The 17,599-nt window shown below is 56.3% G+C and carries 16 protein-coding genes; 7 read left to right on the top strand and 9 right to left on the bottom strand.

Features of this window, described 5'->3' with window-relative positions; genetic code table 11:
- Positions 1-57 precede the first annotated feature (57 nt).
- From pyrF to U2949_RS15600, 4 genes are all read right to left on the bottom strand, one after another.
- Complete coding sequence (gene pyrF / locus U2949_RS15615; RefSeq protein WP_026485466.1) at positions 58-885, bottom strand: orotidine-5'-phosphate decarboxylase; 828 nt, start codon at positions 883-885, stop codon at positions 58-60.
- Between the two features lie 5 nt (positions 886-890).
- Positions 891-1,274 carry a diacylglycerol kinase gene (locus U2949_RS15610; RefSeq protein WP_026485467.1) on the bottom strand — a complete coding sequence of 128 codons (384 nt, stop codon included), beginning with the start codon at positions 1,272-1,274 and terminating at the stop codon, positions 891-893.
- Between the two features lie 154 nt (positions 1,275-1,428).
- Positions 1,429-3,075 carry a chaperonin GroEL gene (gene groL / locus U2949_RS15605; protein ID WP_026485468.1) on the bottom strand — a complete coding sequence of 549 codons (1,647 nt, stop codon included), beginning with the start codon at positions 3,073-3,075 and terminating at the stop codon, positions 1,429-1,431.
- Between the two features lie 34 nt (positions 3,076-3,109).
- The gene (locus U2949_RS15600) at positions 3,110-3,397 is read right to left on the bottom strand and encodes a co-chaperone GroES (RefSeq protein WP_009454802.1); all 288 of its coding nucleotides are present in this window, start codon (positions 3,395-3,397) and stop codon (positions 3,110-3,112) included.
- A gap of 320 nt (positions 3,398-3,717) precedes the next feature.
- On the opposite strand from U2949_RS15600, the gene U2949_RS15595 reads away from it, so the two are divergent.
- Positions 3,718-4,551, top strand: a complete 834-nt coding sequence (locus U2949_RS15595) for an aminoglycoside phosphotransferase family protein (RefSeq protein WP_321288680.1) — start codon at positions 3,718-3,720, stop codon at positions 4,549-4,551.
- Here the strand turns inward: U2949_RS15595 and U2949_RS15590 are convergent.
- The 4 genes from U2949_RS15590 to U2949_RS15575 form a co-directional block, all read right to left on the bottom strand.
- Positions 4,543-5,100, bottom strand: coding sequence for a DUF1697 domain-containing protein (locus U2949_RS15590; RefSeq protein ID WP_257724193.1), 558 nt, complete (start codon positions 5,098-5,100; stop codon positions 4,543-4,545). The two genes, U2949_RS15595 and U2949_RS15590, sit on opposite strands and share 9 nt — an antisense overlap.
- A 339-nt stretch (positions 5,101-5,439) precedes the next feature.
- Entirely contained in the window at positions 5,440-6,858 is a 1,419-nt protein-coding gene (iaaH, locus tag U2949_RS15585; RefSeq protein ID WP_321288678.1) for an indoleacetamide hydrolase, read from the bottom strand.
- A 121-nt stretch (positions 6,859-6,979) separates the two neighbouring features.
- Positions 6,980-8,125 carry a GGDEF domain-containing protein gene (locus U2949_RS15580; RefSeq protein ID WP_321288676.1) on the bottom strand — a complete coding sequence of 382 codons (1,146 nt, stop codon included), beginning with the start codon at positions 8,123-8,125 and terminating at the stop codon, positions 6,980-6,982.
- 854 nt (positions 8,126-8,979) lie between these two features.
- Entirely contained in the window at positions 8,980-9,681 is a 702-nt protein-coding gene (locus U2949_RS15575) for a pirin family protein (RefSeq protein WP_321288674.1), read from the bottom strand.
- Between the two features lie 97 nt (positions 9,682-9,778).
- Here U2949_RS15575 and U2949_RS15570 point away from each other — a divergent pair, with 97 nt between their 5' ends.
- The 4 genes from U2949_RS15570 (at position 9,779) to U2949_RS15555 (ending at position 13,660) form a co-directional block, all read left to right on the top strand.
- Positions 9,779-10,696: a LysR family transcriptional regulator gene (locus U2949_RS15570; protein WP_257724189.1), complete on the top strand. Its 918-nt coding sequence runs from the start codon at positions 9,779-9,781 to the stop codon at positions 10,694-10,696.
- Positions 10,697-10,757: 61 nt separating this feature from the next.
- Entirely contained in the window at positions 10,758-11,225 is a 468-nt protein-coding gene (locus U2949_RS15565; protein WP_026485474.1) for a nuclear transport factor 2 family protein, read from the top strand.
- Positions 11,226-11,486: 261 nt separating this feature from the next.
- Complete coding sequence (locus tag U2949_RS15560; RefSeq protein ID WP_051316485.1) at positions 11,487-12,473, top strand: phosphate acetyltransferase; 987 nt, start codon at positions 11,487-11,489, stop codon at positions 12,471-12,473.
- Complete coding sequence (locus U2949_RS15555; protein ID WP_321288671.1) at positions 12,473-13,660, top strand: acetate/propionate family kinase; 1,188 nt, start codon at positions 12,473-12,475, stop codon at positions 13,658-13,660. The genes U2949_RS15560 and U2949_RS15555 overlap by 1 nt, the downstream gene beginning before the upstream one ends.
- Before the next feature lie 29 nt (positions 13,661-13,689).
- Here the strand turns inward: U2949_RS15555 and U2949_RS15550 are convergent, their stop codons facing one another.
- Positions 13,690-14,595, bottom strand: a complete 906-nt coding sequence (locus tag U2949_RS15550) for a LysR substrate-binding domain-containing protein (protein WP_026485477.1) — start codon at positions 14,593-14,595, stop codon at positions 13,690-13,692.
- Between the two features lie 244 nt (positions 14,596-14,839).
- Here U2949_RS15550 and hglS point away from each other — a divergent pair, with 244 nt between their 5' ends.
- Both hglS and U2949_RS15540 read left to right on the top strand, forming a co-directional pair.
- A complete protein-coding gene (gene hglS / locus U2949_RS15545; RefSeq protein WP_321288669.1) occupies positions 14,840-16,228 on the top strand; it encodes a 2-oxoadipate dioxygenase/decarboxylase HglS in 1,389 nt (462 codons plus the stop codon).
- Positions 16,225-17,529: an NAD(P)/FAD-dependent oxidoreductase gene (locus U2949_RS15540; RefSeq protein WP_321288667.1), complete on the top strand. Its 1,305-nt coding sequence runs from the start codon at positions 16,225-16,227 to the stop codon at positions 17,527-17,529. Before hglS ends, U2949_RS15540 begins: the two co-directional genes overlap by 4 nt.
- Positions 17,530-17,599: the final 70 nt, after the last annotated feature.

The raw sequence follows: 17,599 nt of genomic DNA, 5'->3' as shown, positions 1-17,599 counted from the left end.
CTACAAGCTTGGACTCTGTATCCCCGGTCTGTTTTCAAGCCGGGGAAGGGCAGTCAATTAGCGCTGCTTGTTGCGCGCGTCATTAATCGCATTGCGCGTAGCAATCGCTGCAGCTTGTGCCGCATCACGCCAGTCATCGCCTCGGCTGGCGTACAGAATGGCACGCGAAGAGTTGATCATCATGCCGTTACCTTGCGAGTCCATACCAGCAGCAACGGTGGCGACCACATCGCCACCTTGTGCGCCAATGCCGGGCACCAGCAAAGGCATATCGCCAATACGGGCACGTACCTTGCCAATTTCCTCGGGGAAGGTTGCGCCCACCACCAAAGCACATTGGCCGTTCGTATTCCATTTCTCTGCCACCAGGCTGGCTACGTGCAGGTACAGCGGCGTACCGTCGGCCATTTCCATGAATTGCAGGTCCGAGCCACCAGGGTTGGAGGTGCGGCACAGCACGATCACGCCCTTGTCCTTGTGCTCCAGGTACGGTTCTACCGAATCAAAGCCCATGTAGGGGCTGACGGTGACGGCATCTGCGCGATAGCGCTCAAAGGCTTCGCGTGCGTATTGCTCGGCTGTCGAACCCACGTCCCCACGCTTGGCATCGAGCACGATGGGCAGGTGAGGGTAGCGGCTGCGAATGTAGTCGCACAGGTCTTGCAACTGATCCTCGGCACCCTGAGCGGCAAAGTAGGCAATCTGTGGCTTGATGCCGCAAGTGTAGTCGGCGGTGACGTCCACAATCGCTTTGCAGAACTCATAAATCGCGCCGGGTTTGCTGGCCAGCTCCAAGGGCAGGCGGGCGGGGTCTGGGTCCAGACCCACCATCAGCATGGATTGGTTGTCCGTCCAGGCACGGTTCAGTTTTTCTATGAATGTCATGGGAATCAGGAAAGTAAACGGCTATACAAAAAGCTGAGCCAGACGGCACCAGCAAAAATAAGGGACAGCAGCACGGCAGCACTGGCCAGATCCTTGGCCCGCCCGATCAAGGGGTGGTGCTCCAGGGTAATCGTATCGGCCAGGGCCTCCAGGGCCGAGTTCAGCAGCTCCACCACCAGCACAAAAACCAGCGTGCCCAGCAGGACCAGAATCTCTGCCGGCGTTTCCCCCAGCCAGAATGCCAGTGGCGTCAGGATGACAGCCAGCGCCAGTTCCTGGCGAAAGGCAGCTTCATGGCGCAGGGCAGCGGCCAGGCCCTGGCTGGAGTAGCGCAGGGCATTGAACAGGCGGCCAACACCGCCTTTGCTTTTGAATGGAGAGTCTGACATGAAGGACGCTGCAGATTGAAGTGCCCTGATTATAGGGGTTTGCTTGGACGAAAAAAAACCGGATGGAAAAATCCATCCGGTTTTTGTACTAAAAGCGTGGCGATCAGGGCAGAAGTGATCAATTTCCGCCCGGATCGGGGTGCTGATAAGTGGCTTAGAAGCCGCCCATACCACCCATGCCGCCCATGCCACCCATGTCAGGCATGGCTGGAGCAGGCTTGTCTTCCACGATTTCGGTCACGGCCACTTCGGTGGTCAGCAACAGGCTGGCGATCGAAGCTGCGTTTTGCAGGGCAGTGCGAGTCACCTTGGTTGGGTCCAGAACGCCTTGCTCGACCAGGTCACCGTATTCGCCAGTAGCAGCGTTGTAACCGTAGGTGCCGGTGCCGCTGGCCACTTGGTTAACAACCACGCTGGCTTCTTCGCCGGCGTTGGAAACGATGGTGCGCAAAGGAGCTTCGATAGCACGCAGGATCAGCTTGATACCGGCGTCTTGGTCGGTGTTGTCGCCTTTCAGTTGGGCAACAGCTGCGCGGGCACGAATCAGTGCAACGCCACCGCCAGGAACGATACCTTCTTCGACGGCTGCGCGAGTAGCGTGCAGGGCGTCTTCAACGCGGGCTTTCTTCTCTTTCATTTCGACTTCGGTGGCCGCGCCAACGCGAATCACGGCAACACCGCCAGCCAGCTTGGCCACGCGCTCTTGCAGTTTTTCACGGTCGTAGTCGGAAGTGGACTCGTCGATCTGAACGCGGATTTGTTTCACGCGAGCTTCGATGTCGGTGCCGTTGCCAGCGCCGTCGATGATCGTGGTATTTTCTTTGGCCACTTCAATGCGCTTGGCCTGACCCAGGTCGTCCAGAGTCGCTTTTTCCAGGGACATACCGGTTTCTTCGGAGATCACGGTACCGCCAGTCAGGATAGCGATGTCTTCCAGCATGGCTTTGCGACGATCGCCAAAGCCAGGAGCTTTAACGGCGGTAGTCTTCAGGATGCCACGGATGTTGTTCACAACCAGAGTAGCCAGGGCTTCGCCTTCCACGTCTTCAGCAACGATCAGCAAAGGACGGCTGGTCTTGGCAACTTGCTCCAGTACGGGCAGCAGGTCACGGATGTTGGAGATCTTCTTGTCGAAAATCAGAACAAACGGATCGTCCAGAACAGCAACTTGCTTGTCAGCGTTGTTGATGAAGTAAGGAGACAGGTAGCCGCGGTCAAACTGCATACCTTCGACCACGTCCAGTTCGTTTTCCAGGGATTTGCCGTCTTCAACGGTAATCACGCCTTCTTTGCCCACTTTGTCCATGGCATTGGCGATGATCTCACCAATGGAGTGGTCGCTGTTGGCGGAAATGGAACCGACCTGAGCAATTTCTTTGCTGGTGGTGCAAGGACGGGACAGTTGACGCAGTTCGTCAACCACAACGCCAACGGCCTTGTCGATACCGCGCTTCAGGTCCATTGGGTTGATGCCAGCGGCAACAAACTTCAGGCCTTCTTCAACGATGGCTTGAGCCAGCACAGTAGCGGTAGTGGTACCGTCACCGGCGTTGTCGGAAGTTTTGGAAGCAACTTCTTTAACCAGTTGAGCACCGATGTTCTCGAACTTGTCTTTCAGTTCGATTTCTTTGGCAACGGACACACCGTCTTTAGTAACGGTAGGAGCGCCGAAAGAGCGGTCCAGAACAACGTTACGGCCTTTGGGGCCCATGGTGGTCTTAACAGCGTTGGCCAGAACATTGACGCCGCGCACGATGCGGGTGCGTGCGTCGTCGCCGAAGTAAACTTGTTTTGCGGTCATGGTTTGAATCCTATTGAATTTTCGTTGGCGGTACTTATTCGATCACGGCGAAGATTTCTTCTTCGCGGATCACCAGCAGCTCTTCGCCGTCGATCTTGACGGCCTGGCCGGAGTATTTGCCAAACAGAACTTTGTCGCCGACCTTCAGGTCCAGCGCCAGAACCTTGCCGTCCTCGGTTTTCTTACCGGGGCCAACGGCCAGGATTTCGCCTTGATCGGGCTTTTCAGTCGCGCTCTCGGGGATAACGATACCGGAAGCGGTTGTGCGTTCGTTGTCCAGACGCTTGACGATCACACGATCGTTCAAAGGACGCAGTGCCATGGAGAAACTCCTGTTTAAAGATGACTTTAGTTGTTGGTCCGATTGTGGGGGCGAGGCGTTTTAGCACTCAACCCCTTCGAGTGCTAATTATAGGGACGACTTTTCTAATTTCAAGAGCACCAGGGTCAGGCTGTTACATATTTGTCCTGGGGCGTGAAGTAAGGGGGAGGGAAACGCCGGGTTCTGGTGCGTGTCTGGACTTGGGCTCACATTCATAAGGCAAGCTCAGTTAAGCTGGGCGCTTTCGATCATGAGCGGTCGGGCATGATTGAACGCCAGGCTTTCTTTTGTCTAAAGAGATTTCCACGAAAACCAGCGCAATGTCCAACTTCAACCTATTCAATGTCTTTCTTCAACGCTGGGGGGCTCAGGCCGCTGGCAAGCCTTTCAGCACTGCGACCAGCGATCTGATGCCCGTGCGGCTGACCGGGAAGTTGGAGGGGCAGCCGGCGATGATCAAAATCACACGAGATCCTGATGAGCGCATCGGCGGCCAAGTGCTGCAATGGTGGGCTGGCGATGGCGGGGCGCATGTATATGCACTGGACCCGGACTCTGGAGCGTTGCTGATGGAGCGTGCAACGGGCTCCAGGGACCTATTGCGCATGGCTTTAGAAGGGGAAGATGATGCAGCGACGACCTGTATCTGCCGTGTCCTTGAACAATTGCATTCAAACCGACCTTCGGCCCCCCCTGACAATCTACGCCCCCTGAGCGATTTTTTTGAATCGCTGGCACCGATGGCGCAGCAAGAGGGCGGTCTGATGGCTGAATGCGCACTAGTGGCTAATGAGCTGCTGCGTGATCAGCGTGATCAGGTCGTTCTGCACGGGGATGCGCACCATAGCAACATTCTCGATTTCGATCAGCGTGGATGGCTGGCAATAGATCCCAAGCGCGTCACTGGTGAGCGCTATTACGACTACGTAAATGTGCTGTGCAATCCTGATCTTAAAACGAGCACCGATCCAGCGCGCTTTGCACGGCAGTTGTCGGTAGTCATCGAGGTCGCAGGACTGGAGCGTCAACGCTTGCTCAGATGGGTGATGGCGCATGCAGCCTTGTCAGCTGCCTGGTTTCTGGAGGATGGATTGCGCACCGAGGCCAATAAAGAGTTGGCCGTTGCGGATCTGGCTCGACAGGCCTTAGCTTGAGGGGTTCATCACTATTTCATTACCCGTACTCAAGGCGATCAGCTTGCTCATGGTGTTGAAGTTGCGTGTCGTCGCAACGACCTTGAGCTTTCTCTCGATGAAATTATTGTTGGCTTTCAGGTCTCGATACCGGGTCGCGCACACTATATAGACGATGTCATCAATGACGCGGACCTGATCCGGTGCGTGCTCCAGGGCGTGGAAGGCATGCAGCAAGACGCTGTCTGCCGGGGAGCGCAGCAGGGTGAAATATAGCTGGCTGGGGCTTTCGTCCTTGAAAGGATTGTTCGCCATCACCCGCATGAAATAGGCCGGTGTTCGGGCGATAAGCTGAATATCCCCGCCCAGCTTGTTCTTGATAGTGCGGTGAACCAGTTGCTCCAGCTCCGGCTGTTTCAGCTCTGTGGACACAATCACATTGCCGCTTTGTATATAAGTCCGGACCTCTTTCAAACCCGCTGCTTCCAGGGCTGCGCGTAGTGGTGCCATCAATACCTTGTTCTTGCCGGTAGGCATGACGCCCCGCAATAAAAGAATCTGTGTATTCATAGTGTGTGCTGGCCGTGAAGTTGGGGTGTTGCCGTGCGGGCGGGAGTTTCAGTGCGCCATTTTATGCTGTGTTAAAAAACAGTAGTGAGTTTGGTTTTCAAGGCTCGTCAGTCTGCACTGTGTGAGCATCACGGCTGGTGGGTGCAGATGTTGCGTCGACGGTTTGGCGGTAATACGGACCCGGGCGCATGGCGCCTTCGTGAGGAGTCCCATCAAAAAAACAGGCCGAATTTCCAGGAAAATCGGCCTGTTTCTTGTTGGGCTGATGGCATTGGGGTGTGGCGAGTTACTCAGCCTGGTGCAGTAGCCTGCAGATTGCTTAATCCGCCTTTACGTCGTTTATGCCCGTTTGCTCAAATCCGGTGCTGGTGTAGTTGGCAGCAAAGGATCAATCGCACGGCACAGAGCCAGCAGCTGATCATCTGCACCGATACCGGCCTCAATCAACATCCCCACTGGTAGACCACCCGACAGGCCGATAGGCAGGGAAATACCCGGTGCGCCCAGGTTCGAACCCAAGTCGGTACGAGAGATGTAAGTGTTGAAGGTAGGTACTGCCTTGCCGTTCATCATGGTGGTTTCATCATCGCCAATCGGGCAGGCGGTCAGTGGGCTGGTCGGGAAGATCAAGCCACTGACATTGGACTGGCGCAGCAGGTCTGCATAAGCTTGCTGCATCAGGGGGCGGTCTACATTCAGCGCTTCTTCATAGGCTTCCTGGCTGATGGTGTAGTCGCCCGTAATGGCATCGAAAATCTCTTTCACATCGGGGCTGTGAATGCCGGCAATCAGCTCATCCAAGCCAATGTCGTACTTGTTTTCGGCCAGGTATAAAGGCAGGTTCTGCAAGGTCTCATACAACACAATCGGCATGCCAACGCGGGCATTGATCTTCAGAACCGGAGACAGGTCTACATCGACCAGCGTGACACCGGCTTTTTGCAAATCATCCAGAAATGCCAGGGTGACGTCGGCTACACCGGCATCCATCTCTTTCCAGAAGCTGTCACGGGGCACACCCAGACGCAACTCCTTCAAGGAGGGGGTGGCAATGATAGAGGGGGCTTTCTGACAGAGCAGACTGTCCAGCAAGCTGATGTCAGCCAGACTGCGAGTCATGGGGCCTGCTGTATCGCGGGTAGGGGACAAAGGCACAATGCCCCGGCCTGAATAACGGCCCACCGTAGGACGGAAACCGTACAGGCCGCAAAGCGCGGCAGGCAAACGCACCGAAGCGCCCGTATCCGTGCCCAGGCCAGCCGGGAACTGACGAGCCGCCACAACCGTTGCAGTGCCACCGGAAGAGCCGCCGGGAATACGACTTGGATCATAAGGGTTGCGACTGGGGCCCGTAGTGGCGTTATTGGTCGTAATCCCAAAAGCCAGTTCGTGCATCACGGACTTGGCGGGCAGCACGGCACCGGCCTTGCGCAATTGTGCGACTACATCTGCATCTTTCAGCGGCACGCGATCTTGCAAGGCGCCGGTGCTGGAGGTGGTGGGCATGTCCGTGGTGTTCAGATTGTCTTTCATCACCAAAGGCACGCCGTCCAGCGCCAAGGCTTCGCCACGGGCGCGGCGTGTGTCGGACTGATCGGCCTGCTGGTAAAACAACTCTGAATTCAAATGTGCCAGACCGCCCAAATGGGCCATTTCTTGTGATTGTTTGAGTAGCTCGTCGGCAATCTCACGGGCGCTGAACCGGCTTTTTTCCAGACCTGCCAGCAGTTCGCTGGCGCTAAGTTCGATAAGTGACATGGGGTCTCCTGGGGGGCGTGAATGCCCCCGGCTTTTGCTGTGATAGTCCTATCAATCAGCCTCTAACGGGGCTGTCTTGAAAAAAGAGACTGTAAGGGTATCAGCAAGCAGGAGGAATAACTCAGGACGCCTTCCAAACGACCTTGTTGCGGCCAGCATGCTTGGCTTCGTACAAAAGCCGGTCAGCTTGCTCAATGGCCTGGTTGATGTCGCCATTGCTGTTTAGCTGAACCACACCGAAACTGGCCGTCAGCGTATGCGCCGTGGCGGGGATATGCAGATTCATCACACTGCTGCGCAAACGCTCGGCAACCAGCACGGCGGTATGCAAGCTGGTACTGCGTATCAGCAAGACAAACTCCTCGCCCCCAAAGCGGGCTGCCAGATCGTCCTGGCGAACCGTGCGAGCCAGTAAGGCCCCGAACTCCTTCAAGGCCCGATCGCCCGCCGCATGGCCCCAGGTGTCATTCACCATCTTGAAGTGGTCCAGATCGCAGGTCATGACCGCCCAACCACTATGACCATACAGCTCCAGGCGCTTTTTAACCTGCTCGAAAAATGCACGACGATTCAACAAACGGGTCAAAGGGTCCCGGCTGCGCTCATGATCCAGCGTCTGCACAATCGACATGGCGGTGCTGGTCAAAATAGCCAGCGCTACCCAGATGCTGATGAACATATTGGTCGCCAGCATCAAGAGCCATAAACCGGAGCGGGTCAGCTCTGGCTGCATCTCGCGAGGGATCAGCGTGGCAAGCGCAAACACACGCACAAATGCGTAGAGCAGAGCTGTCAGATAAGAGGCCCGCAGCAACGTTGCCAAAGGAATCGTGCGCCTTCGGCTATACAGAATCGATTTGGCAGGCAGGGCAACCAGCAAGGCCAAGCCCCAGTTCAGTATCTGCAAACGCAGCCAGAGATCGTCATCAATCTGGGAAAAATAAAACAGCAGCCCCAAGGTGATGAGCATGATCGCCCAAGCCAGCCTGCGATGCGCACGCCCGCCAAAACGTAGCGCTACGCCGTGAGATAACGCCCAGACACCAAACAAATACATAGCCGACAAAGGCACAGTCCAACGGGCCAGCTGCTCATTGGGCATCAGACTATGAATCCCCATAGGAATAGCCGTGGAGATATACCCCGAGGCAATCCAGAGAAGATAACGGTGATCACGTAGACGGCTCCAGCAGTAAATCATGGCCACGCCCAGCAATGCCGCGCAGGCAGGGACGATCAGAACGAAATACTGGTTGGGAGAGGACACGGTGTGTTCGCGTGCATTAAGAAAAGTTGAAAATTGGTGTTACAACAATTGTAACGATATTGCAGCAGGGCAGACGTTTATCAATTGAGAACAAACAGTTTAATCAGAGAAAAGAAGATGTTTTGATCTGCTTTATGAGCCGGTTTCCGTTAAGGGAAGGCTGCGCAGAATGAGAAGGAGAGACAAGGGGGAGAATTGTTTACCTAAGCTAAACAAAAAATCAGGAATACTTTCCAAACCAGGATTAAAAACAGACAGCCGAGCCCGCCCACCCCCCAACTGCATTTTGCATGGCAAGAAATTAAGCCACGAAAAATACCCCTGAATCCATCATCAATGAACTCATAAATCGGCATCACAGTTACGTTTCGCCCTTAAATTGCTCACGATGCCAGCCACTTGGAGCCCTGCCTGGGTGTCGGGGCGATTCAGAGTACTTGCCGCGGTCAGGAGATAGCGTAGGGATGCAAGCGCCCTGTTGTTTGACCGGGGCGCTTGTGGTTCGTCCGGGGGACGAACCACCCCGGGAGTTCAGGGTGCGCCCGTAGCTATCTCCTGACAAGGGCACCGGTGCGCAGCACCGGCAAGTGCTCAGCCCGGACACCCAGGCAGGGCTCCAAGTGGCGTCTTTCTGCCAAGGTGGAATACTGAACAAACAACATTACGCCAGCAAACGGCAACGCAACCCAAGCGTTCTATTTAGCTGTTTAATAATTACTGAGCTGACATATGACCTTAAAAAAAACATATATCTTCTCTTACCTGCGTTTATTTTCAGAGCACCAGAACAGCAAAAAGAAGCGGGGGGAGCGCTCAAACTGCCTCCCCCCATCTTCAAAACAGCCCGTCCGCAATTACTGCGCCGTCTCAACCAGCACCAGCTCCGCATCCTCCAGTGCCTGAATTTCCAGCGTCGTTTCATTGCGAACCGCCGCCCCATCATGAGCATTCAACTCCAGACCATTCACCACAACCCGCCCCGTGGCAGGCACCAGATAAGCCAGATGCTCGGCAGGCAAAGACAAAGTCGTGCTTTGACCTTTTTTCAAGGTCGCTCCCAGCACACGAGCCTGGGCACGAATTGGCAAAGCCTCCGCATCACCCTCAAACCCACTGGCCAGAGCCACAAACTGCCCCGAACGCTCATCCTTGGGGAAAGGCTTGGCACCCCAGGCAGGCGGCAAACCACGACGCTCTGGCTGAATCCAGATCTGGAAGATCCGTGTCGTACCACTTTCCAGGTTGTATTCCGCATGGCGAATACCTGTGCCGGCACTCATCACCTGCACATCACCGGCTTCAGTACGACCCTTATTGCCCAAACTGTCCTGGTGGCTGATCGCCCCTTCACGCACATACGTAATGATCTCCATATCGGCATGATCGTGAGGTGGAAACCCGGTGTTGGACGCAATTGTGTCGTCATTCCAGACACGCAGGGCACCCCAGCTCATGCGAGCGGGATCGTAGTAATTAGCAAAAGAAAAATGGTGCTTGGCGTCCAGCCAGCCGTGGTTGGCGCCGCCCAGTTCATTAAAAGGCCGATGTTCAATCATGATGCGCTCCTTAATATTGGATACTAAAAAGAATTCTAGGCGTGTTGCTGATTGAATAAAATAGAATCAATAGCATAGAATTCATTCCAAAAACGACATGAAAACATTACCGGATCTACAAGCTTGGGCCATTTTTGCCACTGTGGCGGAAACCGGCTCCTTTGCTCAGGCAGCTGAAGTTCTGGGCCTGTCACAGCCTACTGTCTCCAAGGCCATCGCCCGGCTGGAAAAACAGCTGCATGTGTCCCTGTTCCACCGTACCTCCCGACGCCTGTCCCTGACAGAAACCGGGCAGGCCAGCCTGGAGCAGGCCCAAGCCGTTCTGGCTGCCGGACAGAACGCGGAAGCCCTGGCACGCGACCAGAAAGAAAGCCTGCAGGGACGTATCAAGATTGCTGCCCCCATGTCCTTCGGGCTGGAGCATCTGGCCCCTTTGCTGCCCGCCTTCATGGAAAAGCACCCGGCCGTGCTGCTGGATCTGCACTTCAACGACGCTCAGGTCAACATCGTGGAACAAGGTTTCGACATGGCCTTGCGTATCTCGACCATGGATGATTCCAGCCTTCTGGTGCGCCGTCTGTGCAATTTGCGTCTGCGGCTGGTTGCCGCCCCCAGCTACCTGGCCAAGTACGGCAGACCCACCCACCCCAGCGACCTGGCCCAGCACATGAGCCTGCGCTACGCCTACGAGCGACGCGGCAGTGTCTGGCGCTTTCAGCAAGGGCAGGAGTATTACTCCCAAACCGTGCCTTGCGCTTTGCAAGTCAACAATGCCCAGGCCTTGATCCCACCCTTGCTCCAGGGCCTGGGGCTTAGCGTGCTGCCGCAGTTCCTGTTGGGCGATATGGTCGAGCAAGGCCAACTGGAGGTTGTCTTGCCGCAATGGGATTTGCCCAGCCTGACCTTGCATTTGCTGACGCCTCCGGGCCGGTCTCGCTCGGCTCGTGTGCAAGCCTTTATCGATTTTCTGGTCGCAGGATTTGAACGGGCAGCCTGGGCAGATACCGGCCAGTAAGAGACTGCTTACGTTTTGCCGCTAGACTGTCTGGTCCACTCTTGTTTTCTAGGAGATCACTATGGATACACGTCCTCCCTTGCCACCTTTCGATCTGGAGAGTGCCCGCCAGAAAGTGCGTGCCGCCGAGGATGCCTGGAATAGTCGTGACCCGGTCAAGGTGTCGCAGGCATATACCGTGGATACGCGCTGGCGCAATCGCAGCGAATTTCCGCAGGGGCGAGATCAGGTTCAGTCTTTCTTGGAACGAAAATGGCAGAAAGAGCGTGAATACCGCTTGATTAAAGAAATCTGGGCCTGGCATGGAAATAGAATAGCCGTGCGTTTTGCTTATGAATGGCAAGATGAATACGGTCAGTGGTGGCGTAGTTACGGAAATGAGAATTGGGAATTTGACCAGCATGGCTATATGGCGGTGCGCCATGCCAGCATTAATGATGTGGCAATTACAGAATCCGAACGCAAGTTCCGTTGGCCCTTGGGGCGGCGCCCCGATGAGCATCCGGGGTTGAGTGATCTTGGCCTTTAATCAGACCTCGGTGACTGATCCTGGATACTCCCGGATTGCGGTGGTTCGGGATGAATAAGCCACCACAGAAATAAAAATCCGGTTTGCACTTGGCTAAACCGGATTTTTTTTAGTATTTAATCTTTATGCTTCATTCTTCATGGCCTGGAAAGAATAAAGGGCGAACTATTGAAGTTTCCCTGTTCGCAATCAAAGACACACGCCTGGATAAATGGTTTAGTGTTGGGTTAGCCTTCGTTCATCTCCAAGGAGTCTTCTATCATGAATCACCCTGCTGGCCCGGATACGGCCGCCGTGGATCGCACTGGGCCTTCCAGTCATTATTCCCGATTGATCGAGCAAGCTCGCAAAGAGCACAGTCGAATTTGTGTGGTGGCTCATCCCTGCGATGATGTCTCCCTGGGAGCCGCCTTGCAGGCACGGGCCCAAGGCCTGTTCGAGATCGTGCTGGTTGGCCCGCAGGCCCGTTTGCATTCCGTAGCGGCAGAGCATGGTTTAAGCCTGGAAGGGGTCACCTTGATTGATACCCCACACAGCCATGCCTCGGCAGAGCGAGCCGTAGAGGAAGTGCTGGCCGGCCGTGCCCAGTTGCTGATGAAAGGCAGCCTGCATACGGATGAACTGATTCAGGCCGTGCTGTGCACCCAGGGCAAGGGCTTGCGGACTGGTCGCCGTTTGAGCCATGTTTTCATCATGGATGTGCCCAGCTATCCGGAGCCCTTGTTTGTGACGGACGGCGCCATCAATATTTTCCCCGATCTGAGCACCAAGGCGGATATTGTGCAAAACGCCATTGATCTGCACCACGGCCTGGGCTTGGGCACACCGTTGGTCGCCATCCTGTCTGCGGTCGAGCAGGTGACCGAAAAAATCCCGACCACGCTGGAAGCGGCGGCCTTGTGCAAGATGGCTGATCGCGGCCAGATTACAGGCGGTGTGCTGGACGGCCCCTTGGCGCTGGATAACGCTATCAGCCCCGAAGCAGCGCGAATCAAAGGAATTGTGTCGCCCGTTGCGGGCAAGGCGCAGATTCTGGTGGCCCCTGATCTGGAGGCCGGCAATATGCTGGCCAAAAACCTGACCTTCCTGTCCGGTGCTCAGGCTGCCGGTATCGTAATGGGGGCTCGTGTGCCTATCATTCTGACCAGCCGAGCCGATAGCGCCCAGACCCGCATGGCCTCTTGTGCGGTTGCCAGCCTTTACGCGGGCTATCTGGAACGTAAAGTTGCTGTGGAGGCTGCGCACTAATGAGCGAGCAGATTCTGGTCATTAACGCAGGCAGCTCCAGCCTGAAGTTTCATATGTACAAGGTCCAGCCGGGCGACCAACTGGATTTTGAGTTTGGCGGTCAGGTTTCGGGCATTGGCAGTAGCCAGCCAGCGTTCAAAGTTAAAGATGCCCAGGGCCAATCCATGGTCAAGCAGGACCTGGATGGCGAGCAGGCCAAGGACCTGCATACAGCTCAGGCTTTGGTGGCGCGCTGGCTGCTGGAGCATGTGGATGGTCGGCCTATTGCCGTTGGCCACCGTATTGTGCACGGGGGCGCCCGCTACGACAGCAGCGTACCCTTGACCCCGCAGGTGCTGGAGTATCTGGACAGCCTGTCGCCTTTGGCACCACTGCATCAGCAAAACAATCTGGCTCCTGTTCGCGTGATCTTTGAGCACTACCCGGAAATCTTCCAGGTGGCGTGTCTGGATACGGCCTTCCATCAAGGACATGCCCCGTATTTGCAGCACTTTGCATTGCCTGGTCGGTTCTTTGAACAGGGCGTGCGTCGCTACGGTTTCCATGGCCTGTCCTATCACTATATTTCCCAGCACCTGCGCCGCGAAATGCCCGAGTTGGCTGACGGGCGTGTTGTTGTTGCTCACCTTGGTTCGGGTGCATCGGCTTGCGCCTTGAAAGAAGGCCGCAGCGTTCACACCACCATGGGCTTTACGGCGTTGGACGGCTTGCCTATGGGGACGCGTCCGGGGCGTCTGGATGCCGGTGTCGTGCTGTGGATGCTGGAGCAGGGCATGGAGCACGACGAGATCCAGTCCGTGCTCTACACCCAGTCCGGCTTGAAAGGCTTGTCCGGCGATCAAGCAGATATGCGAGCGCTGGAGGCTTCGGATGATCCTCGTGCCAAGCTGGCAGTGGAGTACTTCTGCTATCACACGGCAGAGAATCTGGCGGGCTTGTGCGTGGCCTTGAAGGGCCTGGATACCTTGGTGTTCACGGCAGGGATTGGCGAGCACAGCCCATCCATTCGCGCAGGCATCGCCAGGCACTTGGAGTGGATGGGGGTGGAGATTGATCCGGCTCGCAATCAGGCTGGGGAAACCGTGATTTCTACGGACAGCAGCCCTGTGCGCGTTTTGGTGATCCCAACCAACGAGGAACTGATCATTGCTGAACAGTCCCTCGCTTTGGTGCGTGCCAGGTCATAGCATCTGGCTGGCTGCTTGAGGCCGTCGCGTCAGGCCGGGGTTTGTTCGCTGGCGATTTCCTCTTGCAGCCACTGTCGAAAAGCGATCAGTGGCGGGTAGTCGCAGCGCCCGGCTGGGCACGCCAAGTAGTAGGCCTCCGTATTGGGACAAGGCGAGCCCAGTGCAACGACCAGATCCCCCCGGTCCAGCTCCTGCTTGAAAAGAAAGGTAGGAAGCAAGGCAATCCCAAGGCTGGAGATGGCCGCTTGTGTAATCAGTGCAAATTGATCCAGCAGCATGCCGTGAATTTTCACGTTGTCCACACCGTTGGCATTGAACCAACGCTCCCAGGCATCGGGCCTTGAGACCAGATGCAGTAAAGGTGCCTTGAGCAAGTCAGCTGCCGTCTGGAACTGATAGTGCTCGCGAAGGGCGGAACTGCAGGCAGGTACTACGGTTTCTGACATCAGAAAATCCAGATTCGCCCCCGGCCAGTCGGGCAGGCCGTAATGGATGGCGGCATCCACATTTTCCATTTGAAAGTCAAACGGTTGCAGGCGCGTCAGCAGGTTAATGGTGATGCCGGGGTATGCAGCTACAAACTCTGGCAGCCGGGGGGCAAGCCAACGAGTCCCGAACGTGGGCAGGATGGCCAGGTTCAGCGTTCCGCCATGCGGATTGGCTTTGAATCCCAGGGTGGCGTTGGCAATGCGTCGAAGAGCATCGCTTAGCTCTTGGGCGTAAGTGCTACCCGCCTGAGTCAAACGAACCGTCTGGCGTTCTCTGACGAAAAGTTCCGCGCCCAATATTTCTTCCAGCAGTCTGATCTGTCTGCTGACGGCGCTTTGGGTCAGATTCAGCTCGCCCGCTGCTGCCGTGAAGCTGCCCAGCCGTGCGGCGGCTTCAAAGGCAATCAGGACGTGCATGGGAGGAAGAAAACGTTTGGGAATGGACATGCTGGTTTGCTAAGGGAAAACGTTTAGTCATTCTATTTAGGAATGACTTGAGTTGGAATCATCGTTTGACCCCTCTTGCCTCTGCTCACAGAATGAGGTGCAAGATTGCTAAGTATTTCAGGCTTATAAGATGACGGGCTTCCGCTGGCTGTGGTGTGAAGGAGTGCATACGAGTACACGGAAGTGATTCATTAATGGACTGACCTTGCCTTATCGACAGGTCATGCAATTTGCTGGCGGTTCTATGGACACCTCTGTTTTTGTTTCTAAGGACGAAATCCGTTCCCGTTTCTCAGGCGCCATGTCGGCCATGTATCAGCAGGAGGTGCCGCAGTACGGGGCCTTGTTGAGCCTGGTGCACGAGATCAATGCCAGTGTGCTCAAGCGTGACCCAGTATTACGCAGCGCCTTGCAGCAGCAGTCGGAGCTGACCCGTCTGGATGTAGAACGCCATGGCGCCATTCGGGTTGGTACAGCGGCGGAGCTCAAAGGGATTGCAAAGATTTTTGCCGTCATGGGTATGTATCCCGTTGGTTACTACGATCTGTCGGTGGCGGGTGTACCCGTCCACTCCACCGCGTTTCGCCCTGTGGACGACCATGCGTTACAAACCAATCCCTTCCGGGTGTTCACCTCTCTGCTCAGACTGGAGCTGATAGAGGATGCGAATCTGCGAGCGCAGGCAGCTGCAATCTTATCGCGACGGACTATTTTTCCCTCAGGGTTGCTGGAGTTGGCGGAACAGGCGCACATGTCTGGTGGCCTGACCGAACTGCAGGTCACGGAGTTTGTGGCTGCCGCCACCGCCGTTTTTCGCTGGCATCGCCAGGCGACTGTCGATCAGGACACGTATCGCAAGTTGCATGAGACACATCGTCTGGTGGCCGATATTGTTTGTTTCAAGGGCCCCCATATCAATCACCTGACTCCCAGAACCCTGGATATTGATGCGGTACAAGAGGCCATGCCCCAACGGGGGATCCCTGCCAAAGAACTGATTGAAGGCCCACCGCGCAGGCGCCATCCCATTCTGTTGCGCCAAACCAGTTTCAAAGCCTTGGAGGAGGAGATTGAGTTTGCCGGTCAAGCCAGGGTAGGGTCTCATACCGCACGTTTTGGTGAGATAGAGCAACGTGGCGTGGCTTTGACCCAGGCGGGCCGGGCACTTTACGACTCCTTGTTGGCGCAAGCCAGGGATGCCGGGCAGCAAGCCGCTACTACACAGACGTATGCCGAACGTCTCCAGCACGTGTTTGCTCGGTTTCCAGATGACAGCGAGGAAATGTACGAGCGTGGGCTGGCTTTTTTTCGGTTTGAACCACGGGATCCTGCTATCTGGCAGCAGGAACTGGCTGCCGGCCGGCCCTGGAATCTGCCTGATTTGATCAAGCGCGGCGTAGTCGCATTGACCCCCATTACTTACGAGGATTTTCTGCCAGTTAGCGCGGCGGGGATTTTCCAGTCCAACTTGGGTGATGCTGAACAGAGAAACTATGTATCGCAAGCGGCTCGGTCTGAGTTTGAACGCGATCTGGGTGGCCCCGTGCTGGATGAAATTGAACTTTACCGCGCAGCTCAGATGCGTTCCGAGCACGCCTTGCAGCAACGTTTTCTGGCGGAGTCGAGGTCATGAACGCGGACGGGCGCAGCCATGGACTCTGGCAGGCATCAGCTCCAGCCCCTGTGGTCTGCGAGCGTTTACAAGGCCAAGTCCAAGCGGATGTTGCGGTTATTGGCGCTGGATTTACCGGCTTGTCCGCGGCCCTGAATCTGGCACAGGCTGGAGCGCGGGTAGTGGTCCTGGAAGGGGCGCAGATCGGCTTTGGCGGATCGGGACGAAATGTGGGGCTGGTCAATGCTGGCTTGTGGCTTGAGCCAGAGACGCTGCTCAAAACATTGGGTTCTCATTACGGGGACCGCCTATTGCACTTGTTAAGCGGGGCGCCGGCTGCTGTGTATGAATTGGTAGCCCAACACCGGATTGATTGTCAGGCCGTGCAGAATGGTACTTTGCACTGCGCGGTCGGCGCGGGTGGCCTTCGCAACATCCGGAAGCGTTGGCAGCAATGGCAAGCTCTCGGGGCGCCGGTGGAGTTGCTCGATCACACACAGGCTACGGCGGCAACGGGAACCACCGCCTACACGGGTGCCTTGCTGGACCGGCGCGCGGGCACGCTTCAGCCTTTAGCCTATGTTCGAGGACTGGCGCGAGCAGCGATCACGGCGGGGGCCCGCATTTACGAGCAAAGTGCCGTCAGGCGGGTTGAGGATGGTCGCACGCACTGGGTGTTGCAAACGCAGGACGGGGAGGTGCTGGCACCTTGGGTCATTGTGGCGACCAATGCCTATACCAGCGATATCTGGCCAGCCTTGCCCGCAGAACTGGTGCGTCTGCCTTATTTCAATGTGGCCACGCAACCGCTGGATACTGCACTGCGCGCCCAGATTTTGTCGGGGGGGCAGGGTGCGTGGGATACGCGTTCGGTTTTGTCCTCGTACCGCTTCGATCAAGCCGGTCGCCTGGTGTTTGGCAGTGTGGGGGCATTGCGCGGACGCGGACAAGCAATACATAAGGCGTGGGCGCAACGCGCATTGCAGCACTTGTTTCCGGCCTTGAAGCACGTGCAGTTTGATTATGAATGGTATGGCTGGATAGGCATGACGTCTGATGCCGTGCCCCGCCTGCATCAACTGGGGCGACAGGTCTTGTCATTTAGCGGCTACAACGGGCGTGGCATTGCTCCTGGAACGGTCTTTGGACGTGAGCTGGCGCATCTGGTTTTGGGGCGGATCAAGGTGGAAGAGCTGCCTTTACCTCTGTCTCCGCTCAAGTCGGTCCCATGCAAGCTTGGGAAGGAGGCAGTTTATGAGTATGGCGCACAGTTGGCGCATCTTGTCGGTGCCCGCAGAGCCCAGGGGCGGCGTCGGTCTTGAAGGCAGACTTTTTTGAGGAATGGGCGTGCTTCTGAAAGCCGATATTCCGCATTTTTTATGGGGTACACGT

The organism is Alcaligenes phenolicus (assembly GCF_032063905.1).
Taxonomy (GTDB): Bacteria; Pseudomonadota; Gammaproteobacteria; order Burkholderiales; family Burkholderiaceae_B; genus Alcaligenes; species Alcaligenes phenolicus.
This window is presented reverse-complemented; position numbering and strand designations above follow the sequence as displayed.